Raw genomic sequence first — 21,905 nt, 5'->3', positions numbered from 1 at the left:
ACAATTTAAATAAAGCTCAATAAGACTTTGCCCCAAATAGTGAAAAGACTTAGAAATTTTAATTTGTCTGAGCATTATCATAACAGGGGTTTGGGCTTTGCCCATTATCCTTCTTAACCTAATATAAGCACTCTTAATTATGTAATACCTAATTGAATTTTTTGATTAACAAATCCAAAATTCAATCGTAAACATTAAGATAGCCTGTATTTTATAAAGAAGGATAATGGGTCTAAAGACCCAAACCCCTGTTATGATAAGTCTTATCAGTTTTATTTAATGTTCCCAAAATAATATTATTTTCATAGCACTTCGTTAACTTTAGAAATAAAACTTTCTACCTTACTTAACATTTTCTCTTTTGGTATGTCCTCTTCTATTATTTTCATTACAGCACTTCCTATAATTACACCATCGCAGTATGGTTTCATCTTCTCTGCCATTTCAGACCCTGATATACCAAACCCTATGCATTTTGGTGTACTTGATGCTTTAGCTACAACATCTGTATAAGCTTTTATATCAGTTGATATAGCATTTCTAACTCCGGTAACACCATTAGTTGAAACACAGTATATGAAGCCCTTAGTACCCTTAACTATTTTACTTATCCTATCCTCAGATGTAGGTGCTACAAGGGGTATTATATAAAATTCATACTTGTCTGCTATTTCAGTTACTTTGGATCTTTCCTCCAGTGGTAAATCCGGAATTATCATGCCATCTATACCAGACTCTTTAGAATCCTTTATGAACCTCTCTACTCCGTAATTAAATACACATCCAAAGTACCCCATATATACTAAAGGTATTTTTACTTCTCCTCGCAGTTCCTTTGCCATTTTCATTATATTTCTTATCTTAAGTCCATTCTTAAGAGCTTTAGCAGAGGCTATCTGTATAACTGGTCCATCGGCTACTGGATCTGAATATGGAATTCCAAGCTCAACTAAATCTGCCCCACTTTTCTCCATTGCAATTATAATTTCTTTTGTAGTTTCTGTATCAGGATACCCACTCGTAACAAATGGTATCAAAGCTTTTTTATTTTTATCTTTTAACTCTTTAAACTTCAAATCAATCCTATTTGCCATTTTCTCTCTCCTCCAATATTTTCATTACAGTATTTACATCCTTATCTCCTCTTCCAGAAAGGTTTATAACAAGAACCTCATCCTTAGATAACGTAGGAGCTAATTTCATCGCATAAGCTACTGCATGTGAACTTTCAAGTGCAGGAATTATTCCTTCTTTTTCAGATAAATACAAGAAAGCATCTACAGCTTCTTTATCTGTCACAGATTCATACCTTGCTCTATTAATATCGTGTAGATATGAATGCTGCGGACCAACTCCTGGATAATCTAGGCCTGCTGATACAGAATATGCTGGAGTTATCTGTCCATCTTCATCCTGAAGTACATAAGTCATCATTCCATGTATTATACCAACGCTTCCCTTTGTAATAGTCGCTGCATGCATTGGAGTGTCAATACCTAATCCAGCTGCTTCTACACCTATGAGCTTAACCCCTTCGTCCTTTATAAAAGGATAAAATATTCCCATAGAATTGCTTCCACCACCTACACATGCAACTATATAATCGGGAAGTTTACCAATTGCCTCCATGGACTGCTTTTTCACTTCATCCCCTATTACTCTTTGAAAATCTTTAACTATTGTTGGATATGGATGTGGTCCCATTACTGAGCCTATTACATAATAAGTGTCATCTATGTTTGTAACCCAATCTCTCATAGCTGCATTTATGGCATCTTTGAGCGTGTTTGTCCCCGATGTAACTGAAGTAACCTTTGCACCTAAAATTTTCATTCTAAATACGTTAAGTGCCTGTCTTTTTACATCTTCAGCTCCCATAAATACTTCACATTTAAGTCCAAATAAAGCTGCTGCTGTAGCTGTTGCAACTCCATGTTGTCCTGCTCCTGTTTCAGCTATAACTCTCTTTTTACCCATTCTCTTTGCCAAAAGTACTTGACCTAAAGCATTATTTAACTTGTGAGAACCAGTATGGTTCAAATCTTCTCTTTTTAAATATACTTTTGCTCCTCCAAGATCTTTTGTCATATTTTCAGCAAAATATAAAGGTGTCTCTCTTCCAACATATTTTTCAAGATAGTATTTATATTCCTTCATAAACGCTTCATCATTTATAGCTTTATTAAATTCAACTTCAAGATCATTTACTGCATTCATTAGTGTTTCAGGAACATACTGTCCTCCATATATTCCAAACCTTCCATTCATTTAAAATTCCTCACTCTCATTATAAAATTTTTTATTTTTTCTTCGTCCTTAAAGCCATCAGTTTCTACCCCACTGGAAACATCCACACCAAAAGGACTAAGCACTTTTATACATTTTTCTACATTATCTATATTTAAGCCCCCAGCCGCAATAATCGGCTTCGAAATTTTATTTTTCATTGTTTTTAAAAAATTCCAATTAAATGTTTTTCCGGTTCCTCCTCTATTTGAACCATCAAAACTATCTACTAAAAATCCAGCTGCACTATAATTCTTGAATTTACTTATATCTTCTTCTGAGCCTATATTTACAGCCTTCCATATAGTAAATCCATCTAATTTCTTTATATAATCTTCATCCTCATCACCATGAAGTTGAATAATATCAAGACTTGCACATACTGCAATTTTCTTCACTATTTCCACGCCTTCATTTACAAAAACACCAACTTTTTTGATTTTGGGATCAATTTTTTTTCCAAGTTCCATAGCAGTATTTGCATCAACCTGACGTTTACTTTTGGCAAAAACAAAGCCCATATAATCAGGTTTATATTTATTTATAAATTCAACATCCTCTTCCCTTCTTATTCCGCATATCTTAATCTTGACCATATTACTCACTCTTTGCTTTTTCTAAAAATTCATGTACGAATTCCAAGTTATCTATATTCCTCATAAAAGTTTCACCAATTAAAACAGCATCTACTCCAATTGATCTCAGATACAAAATATCCTCCGTAGTCTTTATCGCACTTTCTGATACAATTGTTCTATCCTTAGGAACATACTTCATAAGCCTTTCTGTAGTTTTTAGATTTGTTGAAAAGTCTCTTAAATCCCTATTATTAATGCCGATAACAGCACACCCGGCTTCGGCAGCATTACATGCCTCTTCTTCATTATGGACTTCAGTTATTGAATCAATCCCAAGCTCTAAAGTCTTATCATAAAAATACTTTAACTTATCCTTTAAAACTGCAGCTATAAGTAAAACTGCATCAGCTCCTATGAGTTTAGCTTCATAAAGCTGATATTCATCTACTACAAAATCCTTTCTTAATATAGGTTTCGACGTTATACTTTTTACTTTTTCAATATACTCGTTTTTTCCCAGGAAATATTTTTTTTCAGTGAGAATAGATATTGCATCTATATCTATTTTTTCATAAATTTCTCCTATCTTTTCAGGATCAAAATCCTCCCTTATTATTCCCTTAGATGGAGATGCCTTTTTTATTTCAGATATTATTGATATTTTTTCTTTTTTAAGTGCATCCTTAAAATTTCTTTTCTCATATTTGCAAACATCTAATTTAGCTTTTATATCATCTAAACTAAGTACTTTTTTATCTTCTACTAGCTGAAGCTTTTTAGCTGCAACAATTTCATCAAGTATCAAATTACACACTCCCTTTACTTAAGTTCTTCATATTTCTTAAAGGCTTTACCGCTATCTATAAGTCCCCCTGCTAACTTTACGCCGTCTTTTAAACTGTCGCAGGCTTTTCCAACATAAAGAACCGCAGCAGCATTTAAAACAACAATATCTCTTTTAGGTCCTTTTTCGCCTTTTAAGATTGACAATATAATTTTTGCATTTTCTGCTGGAGTTCCACCATTTACATCCTCAATCTTAGAGCGTTCCATGCCAAAATCCTCAGGTCTAATTACATAATCTTCTATCTTTCCATCTTTAATTTCACTAATAAAAGTGTTCCCTGTAGTTGTAATCTCGTCCAAGCCATCAGAACCAGTCAATACCATGGCACGTTCTCTTCCAAAATTCAAAAGTACTTCAGCTATTGGATGTGTTAATTTTTGATCAAATATACCAAGAACCTGTCCTCTTATATTGCATGGATTAGTAAGTGGTCCCAAGATATTAAATATGGTCTTAAAACCAAGTGCCTTTCTCACAGGTGCTACATTTTTCATTGCCTTGTGATAAACCTGTGCAAATATAAAAGCCATTCCCTTTTCCTTAATCCCTTTTTCAACCTCCTCAGGTTTAAGATTTATATTTATTCCAAGCTCACTTAACACATCTGCACTGCCACTTTTACTTGAACCAGCTCTATTCCCGTGTTTAGCTATTTTCACACCTCCAGCTGCTGCAATTATGCTTGAACAAGTTGACACATTAAAGGTTTTACCGCCGTCACCTCCTGTACCGCAGGTATCTATAGCATATAAGTCTTTAACATCTACCTTAAGTGCATGTTCCTTCATGGATTTAGCGCAGCCAAGTATTTCTTCTACAACCTCACCTTTCATTCTTAAGGCTGTTAAAAATGCTGCCATTTCAATTTGACTTGCTTCACCATCCATTATTTCATTCATTGAGGCATAAGCTTCCCCTGCCGTTAAGTTCTTAAATTGAGTAACCTTCTTAATTGATTCCTTTAACATTACAAACTCCCCCTAAAAAGTTTTTAATTATTTTTCTTCCATCTTCCGTAAAATAAGATTCCGGATGAAATTGAATTCCAAATATTCTGTATCTTTTATGTTTTACTGCCATAATTATTCCATCATCAGTTTCTGCTGAGACACAAAGCTCCTCAGGTAAACTTTCTCTCTCTGCAATAAGTGAATGATACCTCATAACTTTAAGTGGATTTTTTACACCCTGAAAAATGTCCTTACCATCGTGCTTTATTACAGAAGTTTTACCGTGCATTATTTTAGGAGCACCAATTATTTTGCCGCCAAAAGCTTCAGCTATAGATTGATGTCCCATGCAAATTCCTAAGATTGGTATTGAACTACCTAGCTTTTTTACTACCTCTACAGAAATTCCAGCATCCTTAGGTGTTCCTGGTCCAGGAGAAATTATTATTCCTTCAGGCTTCATCTCTCTTATATCATTAATAGATACAGCATCATTCCTAATAACTTTTACATTACTATATATTTCCCCTACATATTGATATAAATTGTAGGTAAAAGAATCATAATTATCTATTATAAGAATCATTTAAATCACTTCCTTTAAAATCTCAGACTTATTCATGCTCTCTTCGTACTCATTTTCTGGAACAGAATCATAAACAACTCCTCCTCCAGCCTGTGCGTGAGCCTTACCATCTTTTATTACAAGGGTTCTTATAGCAATACATGTGTCCATGTTCCCATCATAAGAAAAATATCCAACTGCACCTGCATAACATCCTCTTTTCGTATTTTCAAGTTCATCTATAATCTCCATTGCCCTTATTTTAGGAGCTCCTGATACAGTTCCAGCTGGTAAACATGATTTTAAAGCTTCAAAACAATCATATTCTCTCTTTAACTTTCCTGATACCTTCGACACTATGTGCATAACATGTGAATAAAATTCAACTTCCATAAACTTATCCACATTAACTGTTCCAAATTCACTTATCTTTCCTATATCATTTCTAGCAAGATCGAGAAGCATTGAATGTTCTGCTATCTCTTTTTCATCATTTATAAGTTCATTTTTAAGCCTAATATCCTCTTCCTTATCTTTTCCTCTTGGTCTTGTCCCTGCTATTGGATTTGTTGCTACTACATTTCCAAATACACTTACTAGACTTTCAGGTGAAGAGCCTGTTATTTGAAAATCGCCAAAATCTATATAAAAAAGATATGGTGAAGGATTTTTAGTTCTAAGTCTCCTATACACATTAAAGGGAGTATCCTTAATGTCCATAGTAAATCTTTGTGAAGGAACCATCTGAAATATGTCACCCTTTACTATATATTTTTGTGCTTTTTCAACCATTTCGCAAAATTCAGACTTCGTAAAATTTGAAGTTATCTTGGATGGTACATGCCTTTCTGGAAGCTTGTGCATAACCCTATTACTTCTCGCAATATCACTTAAACTTTCAAGCTCTGTTTTAACTTCTTCATAAGATATTTCATCTTCAGGAAATACATTATAAATATAAACAATGTTATTTCTCATGTGGTCATAGCAGATTACAGTTTTGTAAAACATAACTACAGCATCTGGCACTTTTAAATCATCTCTGTTTTCATCTGATATCTTTTCATACTGCTTTATTATGTCATAACCTACATATCCCATGCCGCCACCTGAAAAAGGATACTCACTTTCTTCTATTTTGCCTTTCAGAGTAAACTTTTTTGCAACTGATAAAAATTTCTCCTTTACTTCTTCACTAGAACCATCCTTTTCAATTGTTGTATAACCTTTAAATCCTTTTACAACGGCATATGGATTTCGTCCAATAAAAGAATATTTTCCTTTAACATCTTTCAATACGTTGCTTTCAAGCAAAAATTTCTTTTCACCGCATATATTATAAAATATAGATATTGGCGTAATTTCATCGCCGTTTTCTTCATACGTTACTTGAAAAGGTTTTTTAAGTTTTCTTTTGTCATTGAACTCCTGCTCTGAAATATTATACATAACACACACTCCTTAACACGTATTCATAATATTTTTACTATTTAAATTATATTGTTTTTTCTAAAAATTCAGTTTTTATAAAAAATGGCACAAAAAAACCACTTCGTTCCTTTGTATGGGACGAAGTGGTCCGTGGTGCCACCCATTTTAATCTAATTAAGTAATAACAGATTATCTTTATAAGTACGGAAATGTATAATTTCGATACCCTGTCCTTTTAACGGTAGACTCTCCGAATGCCGCTACTTGATAACTTTTCACAGCATCGCCTCATAGATCCATTCACTATAAGCTCCAGTATCGGCTCACACTAACCCGACTCGCTTTAACTAATTTCTCACAGCTACTACTTCTATTCACAGGCTTATATCAACTAAATTGTATATTTATTATATAATACTGTATATTTAATGTCAATACAAAATTTTCTGTCAATTCATAAAAACTACAGTTCTAATTAATCTTATCTCATTATTCCCTGTGTTTATTATAGTTAATTCATTATTTCCTTCATCCATTTTATAACCTATGCAAAATAAATCTTTTTCATCTAATTTAAATTTGTTTTCTTCAAGAATTATTTCTACGTTTCCTCCTAAAATATAAAAATATTCCATAACTTTCGAAAAATCATTTTTATGACTGCTTAATTCAATATTTACTTTATCACAACTATCAATACAAAATGAATGTATATCTCCTGAACATTTTGCCGATGTCATTAAATTAAAATCTGAAGCTCTCCCATAACTTTTAGTTATCCAATCACCCATAAAGCTGTCTTTCTGAAAAGGCTTCAAAGTTACCTTATATTTTCCTTCATGTTCTAAAATAGTCTCTCCGCTAGTTAACATTAGTTGTCTTGAGAATCCAGTAAGATTTGTAAAGGTTGATTCATTAGCTTCCACCTCTGCTGCACTTATCCTCCACATGAAATTTCTATTGGCATATTCTGATTGTCTAGGATATATATATAATTCAATAGTTTTTCCCCCAGACCATTTAGATACTTTATAATTATCCTTCTTTATTACTTCAACATCATATTTCATATAATCACTTCTTTTAATTTTTTAATCCATTCATGCTCTTCATACTTTCTTCTCTTATTAAATCCATAGCACGATTTTTATACTTAGCAAATTTCTCAGAAGTTTTAACATGATAGCTTCTAGGTCTCGGAAGATCTATATCTATTATTTCTTTTATAGAACCAGGTCTTGATTTCATAACAACAACTCTGTCTGACATAAAAATAGCTTCATCTATGTCATGTGTAACAAGTACAATTGTCTTTTGTGACTGCTGCCATATATTTAATAAAAGTTCCTGCATTAAACTTCTTGTTTGCATATCAAGCGCACCAAATGGTTCATCCAAAAGTATAATTTCAGGGTCATTAGCTAATGCTCTAGCAATTGCTACTCTCTGCTTCATACCACCAGAAAGCATCTTAGGATATAAGTCTTCAAATCCTTTAAGTCCTACTATTTCAACATATTTTTTTGCTTTTTCACTGCGTTCATGTTTAGGTACTCTTTTTTCCCTTAATCCAAATTCCACATTCTCTTGAACTGTAAGCCATGGAAATAGAGTATATGCTTGAAAAACCATTCCCCTATCAGGACCTGGTCCTGTTATCCTTTTCCCATCTAATATTACAGAACCTGTAGTTGGCTTTTCTAATCCACCTATAATTCTAAGAAGGGTAGATTTACCACATCCAGAAGCCCCAAGAATTGAAACAAACTCTTTTGGTTTTACATGTAAATTTATATTATCTAGTGCTTGTACTGTGCCTGCACCACTATTAAATGCTTTTGATATATTTGAAATTACTAAATCTTGTTTATTTTCATTCATATTTCTCACTCCTATTATCCCTTTTTAAGAATTAAGTTACATATTCTCATTAATCCCACGGGAAAAGTATTCGGTGCAGTAATTTAAAGCAATAATCAAAAATCAGTCCTATTAATCCTATAGTTAAAATTCCAACAAATATTTTAGATGTAGAAAGCATTCTTTGCGATTGTATTATCATGTAACCTATTCCAGAAGAAGCTCCAACTAATTCTGCAACAATTACATATGTCCATGCCCATCCAAGTATCATCCTAAGTGAACTCATTATTGAAGGAAAGCAAGAAGGTAATATTACCCTCCAAAGTACTGCTGCTTTTGAAGTTCCAAGTGTATATGAAACATCTATTAAATCATTTGAAACACTTTTAGTATTGACTGCAACCATAAGGATTAATTGAGGAAAACTTCCCATAAAAATTACTGCTATCTTCTCTACTTCGCTTAATCCTATCCACAAAATAAATAGAGGAATAAATGCAGAAGCTGGAAGATATCTTACAAATGACATCAATGGCTCTATAAATGCTTCAAAAGGCTTATATGTTCCAAGAAGTATTCCAAGTGGAACTGCAATAATTGCTGCAATAATAAATCCAACTAACACCCTAAATATTGTAATTCCAATATCATTAATAAAATGCAGCTGAGTAAATAAAGCAACTGCTGATTTAAGAGTTTCAGTAGGTGTTGGTAAAAACATAGCATCTACTATTCCTCCATACGTAAAAATCGACCATACCGCTAAAACCACCAAAAATCCTAATACACCTAAAACCGTATATGTAGTATGTTTTATATTTGCTCTTGGAATAAATGCGTTCTTTATTCTAGTACCAACAGTAACTACTTCTAAAGTCTTATCTTTATTTTCCATAATTTATCCTCCAAAATATACTAATTTTCCTTTTTTAATTACACTGTCTACTATGTTAACCGATGTATTATATGCAAGATATTTATATGTAGGATACTTAAGTATTAAAATATCCGCTAATTTTCCCTTTTCAATGCTTCCTATAGTCTTTGCTCTATCCAAAGCTGCTGCTCCATTTAAAGTAAAGGCTGTAAGTGCTTCTTCTGGAGACATGTTCATATGAATACATGCTAATGAAAATATAAGTGGTACCGAATTTGTAAAACAGCTTCCAGGATTAAAATCACTTGCTAATGCCACAGCACATCCTGTATCTATCATCTTCCTTGCATTTGCATATGGTTTATTAAGGCAAAATGCAGTTCCCGGAAGAAGGGTTGCAACTACTTTATTGTGAGCCAAAGCTCTTATCCCCTCTTCTGAAGCATTTAAAAGATGGTCCGCAGAAATAGCTTTTATTTTTCCCGCTAGTTCTGCTCCACCAAGACTTACAATTTCATCTGCATGAATTTTAGATTTTAAACCCATTTCCTGTGCTTTTAATAACAATTTCTCTGACAGCTCAATAGATATTACATCATCTTCACAAAACACATCACAAAATTCCGCAAGCTTTTTATCCTTAATTTCAGGAAGCACTTTTTCTATCATAAAATCTATATACGTACTATTCTTTTCTTTAAATTCTTTAGGCACTGCATGAGCTCCCAAAAACGTTGGAACAACATCTACATTATGATTTTCATTTAACTTCTTCATAACTTTAAGTTGTTTTATTTCAGTTTCAAAGTCTAAACCATACCCGCTTTTACCTTCAACTGTCGTTACACCATAATGCAGCGTAGAATTCAATCTTTCAATTCCCAATTCATATAATTCATCAAAAGAACTTGCTCTAGTTTGGGCTACAGTATTTTCTATTCCTCCTCCAGCACGCATTATATCCATATAGGCTTTTCCTTCAAGCCTCATAAAAAATTCCTCTGGTCTATATCCTCCAAAAACAAAATGTGTATGAGAATCTACAAATCCCGGGATGATACACTTATTATGAGCATCAATAATTTTAAATTCACTTACATTATACTTGTGGAGAATATTATAAGTTGTATCTACATCTACAATTGTTCCATTTTCTATAACAACTGCTCCATTTTTAATTATCTTTAAATCTTTCATCTCACTAGCAAATTTAGCACCATTCCCAATTGGAGTTGCAATCTCACTTGAATTTAAAATAATCACTTTTCCCATAATGCACACCACTCTCTATTTAAGGAATTCGTCCATAAGTTTTTCATCAACTAAATAAGGTAAAGTTAAATGATTCTCTCCATTATATTTCAAATTAAATTCTGCTGCTGTTTCTATAGAATGTTCATTTCTAGCCCAACTTCTTCTCGCAACGCCTCCAATAACATCCCAAAGAATTGCACATTTTATTATTTCGTCTATTCTTTTACTTCCATCAAGAACAAGTCCAAATCCTCCATTTATAGATTTTCCTATTCCAACTCCACCACCATTATGAAGTGCTACAAGGCTCATTCCTCTCGCTGCATTTCCTACATAGCATTGCACTGCCATATCAGCCATTACATTACTTCCATCTTTTATATTTGCTGTTTCCCTAAACGGTGAATCAGTTCCACTTACATCGTGGTGATCTCTTCCTATCATAACTGGTCCTATTTCGCCATTTCTAACCATTTCATTAAATTTTAAAGCTATATTTTTTCTACCTTCAGCATCTTGATAAAGTATTCTAGCCTTAGTTCCTACAACTAATTTATTTTTCTCAGCATCCTTTATCCAGTTATAGTTATCTCTATCTTGATATCTTCTATTTGGATCTATGCAGAACATTGCAGCCTTATCAGTTTTTATTAAATCTTCATCTTTTCCACTTAAACATACCCATCTAAATGGTCCATATCCATAGTCAAATAACTGCGGCCCCATAATATCTTCTACATAAGACGGAAGCACAAATCCATCTTTATCATCTACTCCATTTTTAGATATTTCGCTTACCCCTGCATCATATACTGCTTTTAAGAAAGAATTACCATAGTCAAAAAAATAAGTACCGTTAGCTGTGCAAGATTTTATTAATTGGTAATGATGTCTCAAGCTCTTATCTACAAGCTCTTTAAATTTTTCCCTATCTTTGCTTAAAAGTTCTGTTCTTTCCTCAAATGTAATACCATGTGGACAATATCCTCCATCATAAACAGCATGACACGAAGTTTGATCTGACATTAAATCAACTTTTATATGATTTTTAACTACATATTCAAGCAAATCAACTATATTTCCATAATATGCAATTGATATAGTTGTTTTATTTTCTAAGTGTTCCTTTACTACTTTAAATATTTCATCTAAATTAGAAGATGACATACTTACCCAGCCTTGATCTAATCTTGTTTTTATTCTTGATTCATCTACCTCTGCAATTATTCCAACTCCATTTGCTATCTCAACAGCTTTGGGCTGAGCACCACTCATTCCCCCAAGTCCTGAGGTTATAAATAAATGTCCTCTCAAATCTCCATCATTAGGAATCCCAAGTTTCATTCTTCCTGCATTTAAAAGTGTATTGTAAGTTCCATGTACTATACCCTGTGGTCCTATATACATCCACCCTCCAGCTGTCATTTGGCCATAATTTGCAACTCCCATTTGCTCTGCAACTTCCCAGTCATCAAGATTATCAAACATTCCAACCATAAGTGCATTGGTTATCATAACCCTAGGTGCATTTTCTCTCGTTCTAAATAATCCTAGTGGATGTCCTGATTCAATTACTAAAGTTTGATCTTTCTCCATAACCTGAAGATATTTTTTTATAAGTCTATACTGCATCCAATTCTGACATACACTTCCTGTTTCGCCGTACGTAACAAGTTCATATGGGTACAAACCAACTTCAAAATCAAGATTATTGTCTATCATAACTTGAAATGCCTTACCTTCTGTGCATTTACCTTTGTATTCATCTATAGGCTTTCCATATATCCTCCCAGAAGGTCTAAACCTGTATCCATATATCCTGCCTCTAGTTTTCAATTCATTTAAAAATTCAGGTATCAACTTTTCATGATATTTAGGATTAATATATCTAAGTGCATTTTTAAGTGCAATTTCAGTTTGACTTTTGTTTAACGTATATCCTCTATCCGGTGCCCTTCTTATGTCTTTCACAAACTCAGGCATTTCAGGAAGTTCATCATCTAATGCTATAGTCATACATTCTGATACTTTCTTATTGAAATCCATTTTTCATTTACCTCCACTATATTTCTTTATAACCATGTACAGGATTTCTATTTTTATAACCTGCTCTTTAATATAGAAATCCCATACATAGAATGATTTAATTTTATTGATTTACAAAACTTCCGTCTATTAACTTCTTAGCATCAGGCTTTTGATCCATTAACTTACACTTTAACCAAAATGAAGAAGCCTTTTCAGTAACATCCCATATAAGACCATGTTTTGAACTTGTCCCAAAGTACTTAACATTATCTGCTTTGCCATAGAACTTAACATCTGGCAATTGTTGTTTAAAATCATCAGTAGTTTGTCCCATGCTTTTTGCCATTATAGCATTTGCATCATCTGGATTTTTCTCTGCATAATCTAAAGCATCATACCATGCCTTAACTATAGCTTTATTTAATTTGGGATTGTTCTTAACAAAATCCTGACGCATTGCAAGTGAATCAACTATTAAACCTGGAGTTTCTTTACTTGAAATGAGTACATGTCCAAAGCTTGTTTGCTCAGCTTTTGTAAGCCATGGCTGCCAAGTTACTGCAGCATCTACCTTTCCACCTACAAATGCAGCTCCCGCATCACCAGCACTCATATTAACTGCCTGAACATCACTTAATTTCATACCTTGCTTATCAAGTAAATATTGGAACCAAAAATAGCTAGCTCCACCTGCTGTATCAATAGCAACTCTTTTTCCCTTAAGATCTTTAAGACTTTTAATTTCCTTCTTTGCAACTATTCCATCTCCACCATAGGAAGTATCAAGTGCAACTATCTGCGTTACTGGTACATTTGCTGCAGCTGTCATTACATGTGTATCTACAGTAGAAGTAAAGCCTTGAATTTTATTTGCTGCAAGTGCTGTTCTTCTATCTGTTGCACTTTGAATCATCTCAAGCTTTACATTAACTCCTTCCTTCTTAAAAAATCCCTTTTGCTCTGCGACAAATAGTGGTGCAAAGCCTATCCATGAAGAAACACCTATTTTTACTTGTCCTTTAAAAGTGTTTGCTGCTGTGGAACTTGTTTTTGATTTTGAACCTGCACATCCTGTAAATAGGATTGAACTTGCCATAGTTATGCTTAGAATCAGAGTGACTAACTTTTTCATTATTTTTCCCCCTTTAAATTTGTAGAAATTATATTTTAGAAAGTTTATACAAAATCACTAGTTGGTTCACCTTTTAATATTTTCACAACGTTGGTTGAAGCTCTTCTTTTAAGCTCATCAAAAGATTCTATTGATAAATAAGATGTATGTGGTGTTACAAATATATTTTTGCATTTAAATATTTCCTCATCACCTTTAGGCGGTTCATTTGAAATAACATCTAAAACAGCTCCTGATATTTCACCTTTTTGGGCAGCTTCTATCATATCCTTCTCATTTATTACCCTTCCCCTTGAAGTATTTATTATATAAGCTGTATTTTTCATGATTTTAAACTCTTTCATAGATATTAATGATATTATTTTTTCAGTAAATTTAGTATTCACAGTAACATAATCTGCACTTTTTAATCCGGATTCCCATTCTACTTTCTTGGCTTTGTAGCTTCTAATAACTTCATCATCAACATAAGGGTCATATACAATAACATTCATTTCCACAGCCCTTGCCTTCTTAGCTATTGTTCTTCCAATTCTCCCAAACCCTATTATCAAAATGGTAGACGATCTTATTCTTTTATTAAGCCTTCCAGCTGCTTGTGCTCCCCAAGGACCCTTATTAGCGTTTTTAATATAAAAATCCAAGTTCTTATTCAGAAAATATACGGCTGATATTACATAGTCTGATACATCCTCCACACAATATCCTGGAACAAAAGTAACCTTTATACTCTTTTCCTTCGCTGCTTTAATGTCCACCCTATCATATCCACCGCCATATACGGCTATAATTTTACAATTGTTTAACTTTTTTATTGTTTTCTCTGGAATATCTACATACACCTGACACAATATAGCATCTGCATCCTTGCCAAACTCTTCTAAATCTTTTTCATAATCATTACCTGAATGTTTTATTATACAATCTGGAAAATTTTCTTTGAGTATCTTTTCTTCAATAATATAATCAGACCACTCTTCATCTATAATCCATATAAGCGGTTTCAAAATTTCATCACAACCTTTATTCTTAATTAGTTATAAAGCATAAAACTATTTCAAACTCATTTCCTCATTAGTAGCATCTACTTCCACCACGTCGCCGTTCTTTACTGTTTTGTAAAAATCCTCTTCAACTTTATCCACAACAGGCATCTCCATTATTATTGAGCTTGCAACCAGTACTGTATCTGGATATTTGATTATAAGAGCTTTAGGGCCCTTACCTTTCATTTTTAGTTGATACATACCATCAGCTTGAACTACCGAACTTCCTTTACCACTTGGAAATACTAATATTTTTCCTGCTATGCTTTTTCCTTCAAGACAATGATTTTTTTCTATTACCACCCCTGTTTCAGGATCAACAAGGTAAAAGCAAAAATCATCTTTAGAAATTAAAACTTCTCCTTTTTCAAAACCTTCTGAAACTTTATGACATTTAAAATTTTTCATTAAATCTCACCCCTTATTGCAGCCTCTATACATTCTTCTAATCTTCTTATTACAAATTCCATATTCCTGCGTTTTGTATAATAAGCACATTTAGGAGAATCCGTAACTCCCTTTTTGCCATATAAGAAATGCCAACAAGGTTGATCCATGCAAGTATCATCTACAATATCTCCGCCAGCATCTTTCAAAATTTCAAGATAACCCATTCTATTAGCAAGTTCTTTGGTAAGAGAAGATGTCATTATCCAAAGAGGCGCTTTAAGTTTTTTACCTTTTACCAAACTTACAACCTCTGAAACTTGAGTTAGATTGAAATGAGGACATCCAAACAATGCGAAATCAATTTTCCCCCCTTCATCAGTAAGTTCTTCCTGCATTTTTCTAAGATCTTCATTAGTTATAGTTACAACAGTCTCTGGTTTTTCACCATGAAATGCATCATCAATTGTCTTTGCTTCAGGTGTTACCCCTACAATATGATATAGCGGAACATTACCTCCTGTATTAAGCTGCGCACCTAAATTCATAAGTGCTGCTTGAGATGGATTTTGAGGCATTCCAACAAATACTGGTGTTTTAAAGTTTATTTTTTTAGGTGTACAATATCCTAACATTTGATAGTCAAAATCATCTTTTATATCAGCTTTTACTTCAACAAGTACCTGTCCTTTTCTATTTTCATCAAGAAGATATCCATAATAAGGAGTTCTTCCCGTTATGGCAGCACATAAAGCACTTTGTGCTGACTCTCTATTTGTTCTTGCTCCATAAACAGAATTTATAAAAGGAGTTGCACTTGATTCAGAAAAAGAAGTTATTTCTCCAAACCTTGGAACATTTTTTTCTAGATATGGAGTACAATCATATGTAAGTGTCGCCCCAATTTTTTTATAAGCTTCTCTTGTTCTTTTTATTATTTCCTCATCTTCCTTTTTTATATCTGTTATGCACTGAAAATATTCAAGATTAAAGCCTGGATTCACAGTAGGTGAAATTCTACATGTTGCCCCCTCATTAACAAGCTTTTCCACAAACCACAAATCAGCTTCCTGATTACTTAAAGCTACATGAGTACGAGAAACAGGAACCATTTTAGGTGCATTGAAAACTTCTCCAATGGCTACCTGAATTTTCATTGCTATGGCAGTTCCTTTACCATATTTACCGCTTAGCATATCCTTTTCTTCTTGTGTTAAATTCATTCTTATCCTCCTTCTTATACATTCTCTAATTTTTCCATTAATTTTTGAACGTTATTTACAATTTTATCTTCTGATATAGTAAGAATGTGTCCGTCTTTAACTTTAATTTCACCATTTGATATTACATATTTGATTGCACATGGCTGCATTGAGTACACTATGTTAGGAAGTATTTGCTCACCAGATTTAAATATAGGCTGCATAGACATATCATTCATATCAATTGCCACAAAATCTGCCCCATATCCTTTTTCAATTTTACCTACATTCATCTGAAGTATTTCTCCGCCATATTCTGTTCCCATAGAGAAAACATCATTGTAATTTACACATAATGAATCAAGTTTTGTAACCTTTTGAAGCAGTGAACACATTCTCATTTCTTCAAAAACACTTATTCGATTATTACTGCATGCTCCATCTGTACCAAACCCTATCTTTACTCCAGCCTTAATCAATGCAGGTATATTGGTTACACCATCTGCCAAAAACATGTTGCTTGATGGGCAATAAGCTAAATTTGCCTTATTCTCTCCCATTATTTTTATTTCATTATCATTTAACCAAACGCAGTGAATTGCCAACATAGAATCATCAACTACGCCTATTTTATTAAGGAGTTCCATAGGTCTTAAATTAAATTCTTTCTTAACTTGATCTACCTCAAAAGGTTCTTCAGCAACATGTATATGAAACTTTGTTTCTAGTTCCTTTGCCAATTTATATCCTGCTTTAATCATATCTATTGATGCAGCATGAAGACTGTGGGGAGCTGGTACTATTTTTACTGTATCGCTGGTATTATATTTAACTGCTAATTTTTCTACATTGCTATAAGCTTCATCCACAGTTTCAAGATATCCCTTTGGAGCTCCATCCCAATCATACATAGTTCTTGCAAGTACAAGTCTTATGCCAACATCCTTAGCTGCCTTTATAACTGCTTCATCACTTTCAATTCCATCATTATGAACATAGAAAAAATCACTTACAGTAGTAACCCCATATTTAAGCATTTCTCCAAATGCAAATAATGCTCCTGTGTATATATCATCCGCTGATAATTCTGGAGAAAACTTATAAAGTGACTTATCTCTCCATTCTAAAAATGGCTTGTCCGCAGCAATACCTCTAAGAAGACTTTGAAATGAATGATTATGGATATTAACAGTTCCGGGAACCATTATAGTACCAGTTAAATCTACTATTTCTGCATCATTATATTTTTTTATTAATTCATCGACAGAATCTACAGCTAATATTTTGCCATTTTCAACCACAACCGCTTTATTTTCTATAAAACTTTTATTATAATGTAATAATGAGGGTTTATATACTTTTTTCATTTTTGTCCAGCTCCTTATCCAATATTAAAACAGCTTGAAGTAATGTGTTACCTGCTTTTTCAATATCATCAATATCAGTCTCTTCAGATGGACAATGACTTTTACCTTCTATACTTGGAACAAATAACATCGCTGTTTTTACAACCTTAGCTATATGTGCTGCATCATGTCCTGCCATACTTGGTAGCTCTATAAATGGTTCACTAATCATATTTGCTGCTTTTTTAAGAGAAGCCCTTACTGTTTCATCCATAGTAACCTCTGGCTGATTTAATATTGTTTTTCTAATAAAACTTACTCCCCTTTCAGTGCTTATTTCACACATCTTATTAGCAATTTTATCAATGACTTTTTTCACTATATCATAGTCTGTAGACCTTATATCCAATATTAAAGAAACCTCGCCGGGAATTATATTGGCTGAATTCGGGGAAACATTCATATTGCCTACAGTTCCTACGAGATTATCTCTACCCATTTTCTTTATTATTCTCTCAAGCTCTAAACAAACTTCGGAAGCTGCAAGTAACGCATCATGCCTATATCTCATAAGTGTTGTACCTGCGTGATTTGCTTCACCTACAATGCTAATTTTTTCTCTATAAATTCCAGTTATTTTTGTTACTACACCTAAGGATAATTTCTTATCATACAAATTTCTGCCCTGTTCTACATGACATTCTATAAATGCTCCTATATCATTAGGTTTAAGTAGAGCTTCATTTATTTTATTTAAATTTCCTCCCAATTTTAATACTGCATCTTCAAGCTTTATACTTTTTGTTTCATTCATAACATTTTTTAATTTTTCTTCTGTTAATTTTCCTGAAAGTACCTTACTACCTAAAGTAGATATATTAAATGAATTAGGTTCTTCTGCCGAAAAAGAAACTATACAAAATGGATGCTTTAATCTAATATTGTTTTCTTTTAAAGTTTGCATTACTTCCGTTGCAAGCATTACTCCTAAAGCTCCATCATACATACCGCCATTAGCTACCGCATCATGATGTGAACCTATAACTATTGGCGAAAGCTCAGCTTGTCCATTAAACTTTGCCCAAATATTCGCTATAGGATCTATCTTTACTTTTAGACCCAAATCTTCTTTCCATAACTTTTCAATCCATTTTCTAGCTTCAATATCTGCTTTATCTCCAAAAGATCTATCTATTCCTCCATTTTCATTTCTACCAAAAGCAGATAATCTATTTAAATTATCATATATTCTTCTCTTATTGATATTTATATGCTGATTATTTTCCATAGTAAAACCTCATTTCCTACCGTGCATTAATTAAAAATTTCATCTACCATTCCTGTAATATATATTATTTTTTTCTTCCATTTTTTCTAATCTATCAAGTCGTTTATCAAGTCCATCAATGTTATTTGCTGCATCTCTTAAAAGCAAATTGAGAAATAATAATGGAGTACTATATATGTCAAAAATTGATGAAGTTGTTATTGGCACAGTTATCACAGGATCAGATAATTTTGTAATTGGTGATATAATACTATCTGTAACAGCTGAAATAGAGAATCCCAATTCTTTTAAACTTTCAAGCTTATTTATTAATACATTAGGATACCTTGGAAACATTATTGTAAGTATTTCAGTAACTTTAGGATCCCTAAGTTCTAAAGTATTCCATAAAGGACTATCTGGTGTAACTGCAATAACATTATTTCTTATCTTATTCAAAATATAACATGCATATGGAAGTATTGTTGCTGACATTCTAGCAGATACTAAAACAAGTTCCCTAGCCGATATTATTTTATTTATAAGTTTCTGGTATGCTGGCTGATTTAAAATTGCTTCCAATTCGTCTATATTCTTATGCTCCATATTAAGTATATTTCCAATACTCTTATTATGAGAAGTATATTGCAATCTTTGTGGTGCCGTTATCTCTTCTCTCATAAATTGCTGCAAATTATGTAAAAATTCATTATACCCTCTGTATCCAAGAGCACTACAAAATCTTGAAACACTCCCTTGACTTACATCAGCTGCTTCTGCAACCTCTGCTGCTGTCATGAAAATAATATGTTTGTAATTTTTCTCAATATAATAAGCAAGTTTTTCATAAACAGATGAGTTCTGAGATATCTCAAACATTTGCTTTTTTAATTGACTAAATTCCCTTATATTTGATTTAAAATTTGTTGAACTAACTTTACTCATCCCCTAACATAATTCGTATCAATGAATAATAATATCATTCATCAACTTTATATTATGAATATCTTTATTAAGAATATACATCTTTGTTTAACAAAAGTCAACATTTTTTATTAAATTATCACATATTATACTATTTTATTATTAATTTAATAAAATAGTATTGTTATTTTAGCCAACTAAAGTATATAAAAGCGCATTTTTTTGTACATCGTGAACAAATCCTCAGGTAAATAAATAGAAACATTACTCACTTTTTTAAATATATCGAAAAGCCTGAAACCACCTATTTGCAAGTAGTTTCAGGCTTTTTATCTTATTCAATTGTGAAAAATAAAGTAATATTGAATTTTTAATATTACTGCACAATAAAATTTTGTGATTTATGTAATCCCTAATCCTTATCTAAATCAAAATTACATTCCATTAATGAAACTAGTTTTGTATTATGTACTTTCTTATATATAAGATAAAAACATAAAAATAAAGGAATACTTCCATAGTTAGTTATAAAATCGAAAAGACTGAAGGTCTTAGCCTGAAATACCCATATATTAGCACCAAATAAAACTACAGTACAAAGTATCATTGCAAATATAGGACCAAATGGATACCATAATGCTTTATATTTTAAATCTTGAATTTTTTTGCCTTGAGCAACATAAGCTTTCCTAAACCTGTAATGACAAATTGCTATTCCAAGCCATGTTATAAAGGTTGTTATGCCTGATAAATTGTACAGAATATAATATATCTTACCATCACCAATAAGGGATGCAAAAAAAGCTGTTGATGCAATAACTGATGTAAAAATAAGTGCATTTATAGGAACACCGTTTTTGCTTACACGTCCAAGCATCTTAGGTGCTTTTCCTTCCCTAGCCATAGCATATAACATACGAGATCCTGCATAAAGTCCTGAATTACCACAGGAAAGAACAGAAGTTAATATAACTGCATTCATTATTGATGCTGCAACAGCAATACCAGATCTCTTAAATACAATAGTAAAAGGGCTATATGCTATTTCCGACACACCATTTTTGAGCAAATTAGGATCATTAAACGGAATAATAAAACCAATAACTACAATTGCACCAATATAAAAAATTAGTATCCTCCAAAAAACTGAATTTATAGCTTTAGGCACATCCTTTTCAGGATTTTCGGATTCACCAGCAGCTAGTCCAACTACTTCTGTACCTGCAAAAGAAAAGCCAGCTGTTAAAAAACTCATAAGTATTGCTGCTCCTCCACCAACAAATGGTGCAGAATTACCTTTCCCATCCTTAAGCACCCAATTACTAAAACCTGTTCCATGTCCACCCATGATTCCAAATATCATAAGTACACCAACAACAAGAAACACAATAATCGTTACAACTTTTATACTTGCAAACCAGTATTCCCCTTCACCATATGCTTTTGCAGACATCATATTTAAAACAAATAAAATAGCCAAAAATCCTACACTCCAAAATGTCGTCCTTGTATTAGGAAGCCAGAACTTAACTACAAGTCCCCCTGCAACTAGCTCTGCTGCAACAGTAATTGCCCAATTAAACCAATAATTCCAGCCCAGTGCAAAGCCTAATGCTGGATCAACAAATTTTGATGCATAAGTCTCAAATGAACCTGAGTTTGGTATCATTGTTGCCATTTCACCTAGCGATGTCATTAAAAAATACACAAGGATTCCCATAACAGCATATGCTGCAATTGCACCACCTGGACCTGCGGTACTAATTGCATTACCACTTGTAAAAAATAACCCTGTTCCAATTGAACCTCCTATAGCGATCATATTCATATGACGTGTTTTTAAACTTCTTTGTAATTTTTCATTTTGTTTTTTTTCTAGATTTATAGACATTAAAATCTCTCCTCTTTAGGTTAAACACATT

Annotated in this window: 20 protein-coding genes and 1 other annotated feature; all 20 genes read right to left on the bottom strand. The window is 32.8% G+C overall.

Annotation, left to right across the window (positions count from 1 at the left end):
- Window positions 1-302: 302 nt before the first annotated feature.
- The 20 genes from trpA to BEE63_RS12600 all read right to left on the bottom strand — a co-directional run bounded on the left by trpA (window position 303) and on the right by BEE63_RS12600 (window position 21,874).
- A complete protein-coding gene (gene trpA, locus BEE63_RS12695) occupies window positions 303-1,094 on the bottom strand; it encodes a tryptophan synthase subunit alpha (RefSeq protein WP_066021736.1) in 792 nt (263 codons plus the stop codon).
- Complete coding sequence (gene trpB, locus BEE63_RS12690) at window positions 1,084-2,268, bottom strand: tryptophan synthase subunit beta (protein WP_066021735.1); 1,185 nt, start codon at window positions 2,266-2,268, stop codon at window positions 1,084-1,086. The genes trpA and trpB overlap by 11 nt, the downstream gene beginning before the upstream one ends.
- Window positions 2,265-2,882: a phosphoribosylanthranilate isomerase gene (locus BEE63_RS12685; RefSeq protein ID WP_066021734.1), complete on the bottom strand. Its 618-nt coding sequence runs from the start codon at window positions 2,880-2,882 to the stop codon at window positions 2,265-2,267. The genes trpB and BEE63_RS12685 overlap by 4 nt, the downstream gene beginning before the upstream one ends.
- Before the next feature lies 1 nt (window position 2,883).
- Window positions 2,884-3,669, bottom strand: coding sequence for an indole-3-glycerol phosphate synthase TrpC (trpC, locus tag BEE63_RS12680; protein WP_066021733.1), 786 nt, complete (start codon window positions 3,667-3,669; stop codon window positions 2,884-2,886).
- A gap of 14 nt (window positions 3,670-3,683) precedes the next feature.
- Window positions 3,684-4,679, bottom strand: coding sequence for an anthranilate phosphoribosyltransferase (gene trpD / locus BEE63_RS12675; RefSeq protein WP_066021732.1), 996 nt, complete (start codon window positions 4,677-4,679; stop codon window positions 3,684-3,686).
- On the bottom strand, window positions 4,660-5,247 hold the full coding sequence (locus BEE63_RS12670) for an anthranilate synthase component II (protein ID WP_066021731.1): 588 nt from the start codon (window positions 5,245-5,247) through the stop codon (window positions 4,660-4,662). Before BEE63_RS12670 ends, trpD begins: the two co-directional genes overlap by 20 nt.
- Entirely contained in the window at window positions 5,248-6,675 is a 1,428-nt protein-coding gene (gene trpE, locus BEE63_RS12665; RefSeq protein WP_066021730.1) for an anthranilate synthase component I, read from the bottom strand.
- Between the two features lie 113 nt (window positions 6,676-6,788).
- Window positions 6,789-7,044 (bottom strand) — a binding site (T-box leader).
- 62 nt (window positions 7,045-7,106) lie between these two features.
- Window positions 7,107-7,727: a HutD family protein gene (locus tag BEE63_RS12660; protein ID WP_066021729.1), complete on the bottom strand. Its 621-nt coding sequence runs from the start codon at window positions 7,725-7,727 to the stop codon at window positions 7,107-7,109.
- Between the two features lie 13 nt (window positions 7,728-7,740).
- Window positions 7,741-8,538 (bottom strand): ABC transporter ATP-binding protein, encoded by a 798-nt coding sequence (locus tag BEE63_RS12655; RefSeq protein WP_066021728.1) that lies wholly within the window; start codon window positions 8,536-8,538, stop codon window positions 7,741-7,743.
- Between the two features lie 49 nt (window positions 8,539-8,587).
- The gene (locus BEE63_RS12650; RefSeq protein WP_066021727.1) at window positions 8,588-9,415 is read right to left on the bottom strand and encodes an ABC transporter permease; all 828 of its coding nucleotides are present in this window, start codon (window positions 9,413-9,415) and stop codon (window positions 8,588-8,590) included.
- Between the two features lie 3 nt (window positions 9,416-9,418).
- The gene (hutI, locus tag BEE63_RS12645; protein ID WP_066021726.1) at window positions 9,419-10,669 is read right to left on the bottom strand and encodes an imidazolonepropionase; all 1,251 of its coding nucleotides are present in this window, start codon (window positions 10,667-10,669) and stop codon (window positions 9,419-9,421) included.
- Window positions 10,670-10,684: 15 nt separating this feature from the next.
- Window positions 10,685-12,697 (bottom strand): urocanate hydratase, encoded by a 2,013-nt coding sequence (locus BEE63_RS12640; protein ID WP_066021725.1) that lies wholly within the window; start codon window positions 12,695-12,697, stop codon window positions 10,685-10,687.
- 103 nt (window positions 12,698-12,800) lie between these two features.
- Window positions 12,801-13,811: an ABC transporter substrate-binding protein gene (locus BEE63_RS12635; protein ID WP_066021724.1), complete on the bottom strand. Its 1,011-nt coding sequence runs from the start codon at window positions 13,809-13,811 to the stop codon at window positions 12,801-12,803.
- Window positions 13,812-13,855: 44 nt separating this feature from the next.
- Entirely contained in the window at window positions 13,856-14,818 is a 963-nt protein-coding gene (locus BEE63_RS12630) for a C-terminal binding protein (RefSeq protein WP_066021723.1), read from the bottom strand.
- A 45-nt stretch (window positions 14,819-14,863) separates the two neighbouring features.
- Window positions 14,864-15,265, bottom strand: coding sequence for an aconitase X swivel domain-containing protein (locus BEE63_RS12625; protein ID WP_066021722.1), 402 nt, complete (start codon window positions 15,263-15,265; stop codon window positions 14,864-14,866).
- The gene (locus BEE63_RS12620; RefSeq protein WP_066021721.1) at window positions 15,265-16,467 is read right to left on the bottom strand and encodes an aconitase X catalytic domain-containing protein; all 1,203 of its coding nucleotides are present in this window, start codon (window positions 16,465-16,467) and stop codon (window positions 15,265-15,267) included. Before BEE63_RS12620 ends, BEE63_RS12625 begins: the two co-directional genes overlap by 1 nt.
- Before the next feature lie 14 nt (window positions 16,468-16,481).
- Entirely contained in the window at window positions 16,482-17,813 is a 1,332-nt protein-coding gene (locus BEE63_RS12615; protein ID WP_066021720.1) for an amidohydrolase family protein, read from the bottom strand.
- Entirely contained in the window at window positions 17,797-19,080 is a 1,284-nt protein-coding gene (locus tag BEE63_RS12610) for a M20 family metallo-hydrolase (RefSeq protein ID WP_066021719.1), read from the bottom strand. Before BEE63_RS12610 ends, BEE63_RS12615 begins: the two co-directional genes overlap by 17 nt.
- 39 nt (window positions 19,081-19,119) lie before the next feature.
- A complete protein-coding gene (locus tag BEE63_RS12605) occupies window positions 19,120-20,004 on the bottom strand; it encodes a MurR/RpiR family transcriptional regulator (protein WP_066021718.1) in 885 nt (294 codons plus the stop codon).
- 391 nt (window positions 20,005-20,395) lie between these two features.
- Window positions 20,396-21,874 carry an amino acid permease gene (locus BEE63_RS12600; RefSeq protein ID WP_066021717.1) on the bottom strand — a complete coding sequence of 493 codons (1,479 nt, stop codon included), beginning with the start codon at window positions 21,872-21,874 and terminating at the stop codon, window positions 20,396-20,398.
- Between the last annotated feature and the right edge of the window lie 31 nt (window positions 21,875-21,905).

This window comes from Clostridium pasteurianum (assembly GCF_001705235.1).
GTDB classification, from domain to species: domain Bacteria; phylum Bacillota; class Clostridia; order Clostridiales; family Clostridiaceae; genus Clostridium_S; species Clostridium_S pasteurianum_A.
The sequence above is the reverse complement of the archived record's forward strand: the minus strand, read 5'-3'. Positions and strand labels throughout refer to the sequence as shown.

Coding starts and splice junctions, on each gene's coding strand:
- BEE63_RS12615 (WP_066021720.1), bottom strand. CDS start 17,813: ATGAAAAAAGTATATAAACCCTCATTATTACATTATAATAAAAGTTTT.
- BEE63_RS12635 (WP_066021724.1), bottom strand. CDS start 13,811: ATGAAAAAGTTAGTCACTCTGATTCTAAGCATAACTATGGCAAGTTCA.
- trpE (WP_066021730.1), bottom strand. CDS start 6,675: ATGTATAATATTTCAGAGCAGGAGTTCAATGACAAAAGAAAACTTAAA.
- hutI (WP_066021726.1), bottom strand. CDS start 10,669: ATGGGAAAAGTGATTATTTTAAATTCAAGTGAGATTGCAACTCCAATT.
- BEE63_RS12655 (WP_066021728.1), bottom strand. CDS start 8,538: ATGAATGAAAATAAACAAGATTTAGTAATTTCAAATATATCAAAAGCA.
- BEE63_RS12605 (WP_066021718.1), bottom strand. CDS start 20,004: ATGAGTAAAGTTAGTTCAACAAATTTTAAATCAAATATAAGGGAATTT.
- BEE63_RS12660 (WP_066021729.1), bottom strand. CDS start 7,727: ATGAAATATGATGTTGAAGTAATAAAGAAGGATAATTATAAAGTATCT.
- trpD (WP_066021732.1), bottom strand. CDS start 4,679: ATGTTAAAGGAATCAATTAAGAAGGTTACTCAATTTAAGAACTTAACG.
- BEE63_RS12620 (WP_066021721.1), bottom strand. CDS start 16,467: ATGAATTTAACACAAGAAGAAAAGGATATGCTAAGCGGTAAATATGGT.
- BEE63_RS12640 (WP_066021725.1), bottom strand. CDS start 12,697: ATGGATTTCAATAAGAAAGTATCAGAATGTATGACTATAGCATTAGAT.
- BEE63_RS12600 (WP_066021717.1), bottom strand. CDS start 21,874: ATGTCTATAAATCTAGAAAAAAAACAAAATGAAAAATTACAAAGAAGT.
- BEE63_RS12610 (WP_066021719.1), bottom strand. CDS start 19,080: ATGGAAAATAATCAGCATATAAATATCAATAAGAGAAGAATATATGAT.
- trpB (WP_066021735.1), bottom strand. CDS start 2,268: ATGAATGGAAGGTTTGGAATATATGGAGGACAGTATGTTCCTGAAACA.
- BEE63_RS12625 (WP_066021722.1), bottom strand. CDS start 15,265: ATGAAAAATTTTAAATGTCATAAAGTTTCAGAAGGTTTTGAAAAAGGA.
- trpA (WP_066021736.1), bottom strand. CDS start 1,094: ATGGCAAATAGGATTGATTTGAAGTTTAAAGAGTTAAAAGATAAAAAT.
- BEE63_RS12650 (WP_066021727.1), bottom strand. CDS start 9,415: ATGGAAAATAAAGATAAGACTTTAGAAGTAGTTACTGTTGGTACTAGA.
- BEE63_RS12685 (WP_066021734.1), bottom strand. CDS start 2,882: ATGGTCAAGATTAAGATATGCGGAATAAGAAGGGAAGAGGATGTTGAA.
- BEE63_RS12670 (WP_066021731.1), bottom strand. CDS start 5,247: ATGATTCTTATAATAGATAATTATGATTCTTTTACCTACAATTTATAT.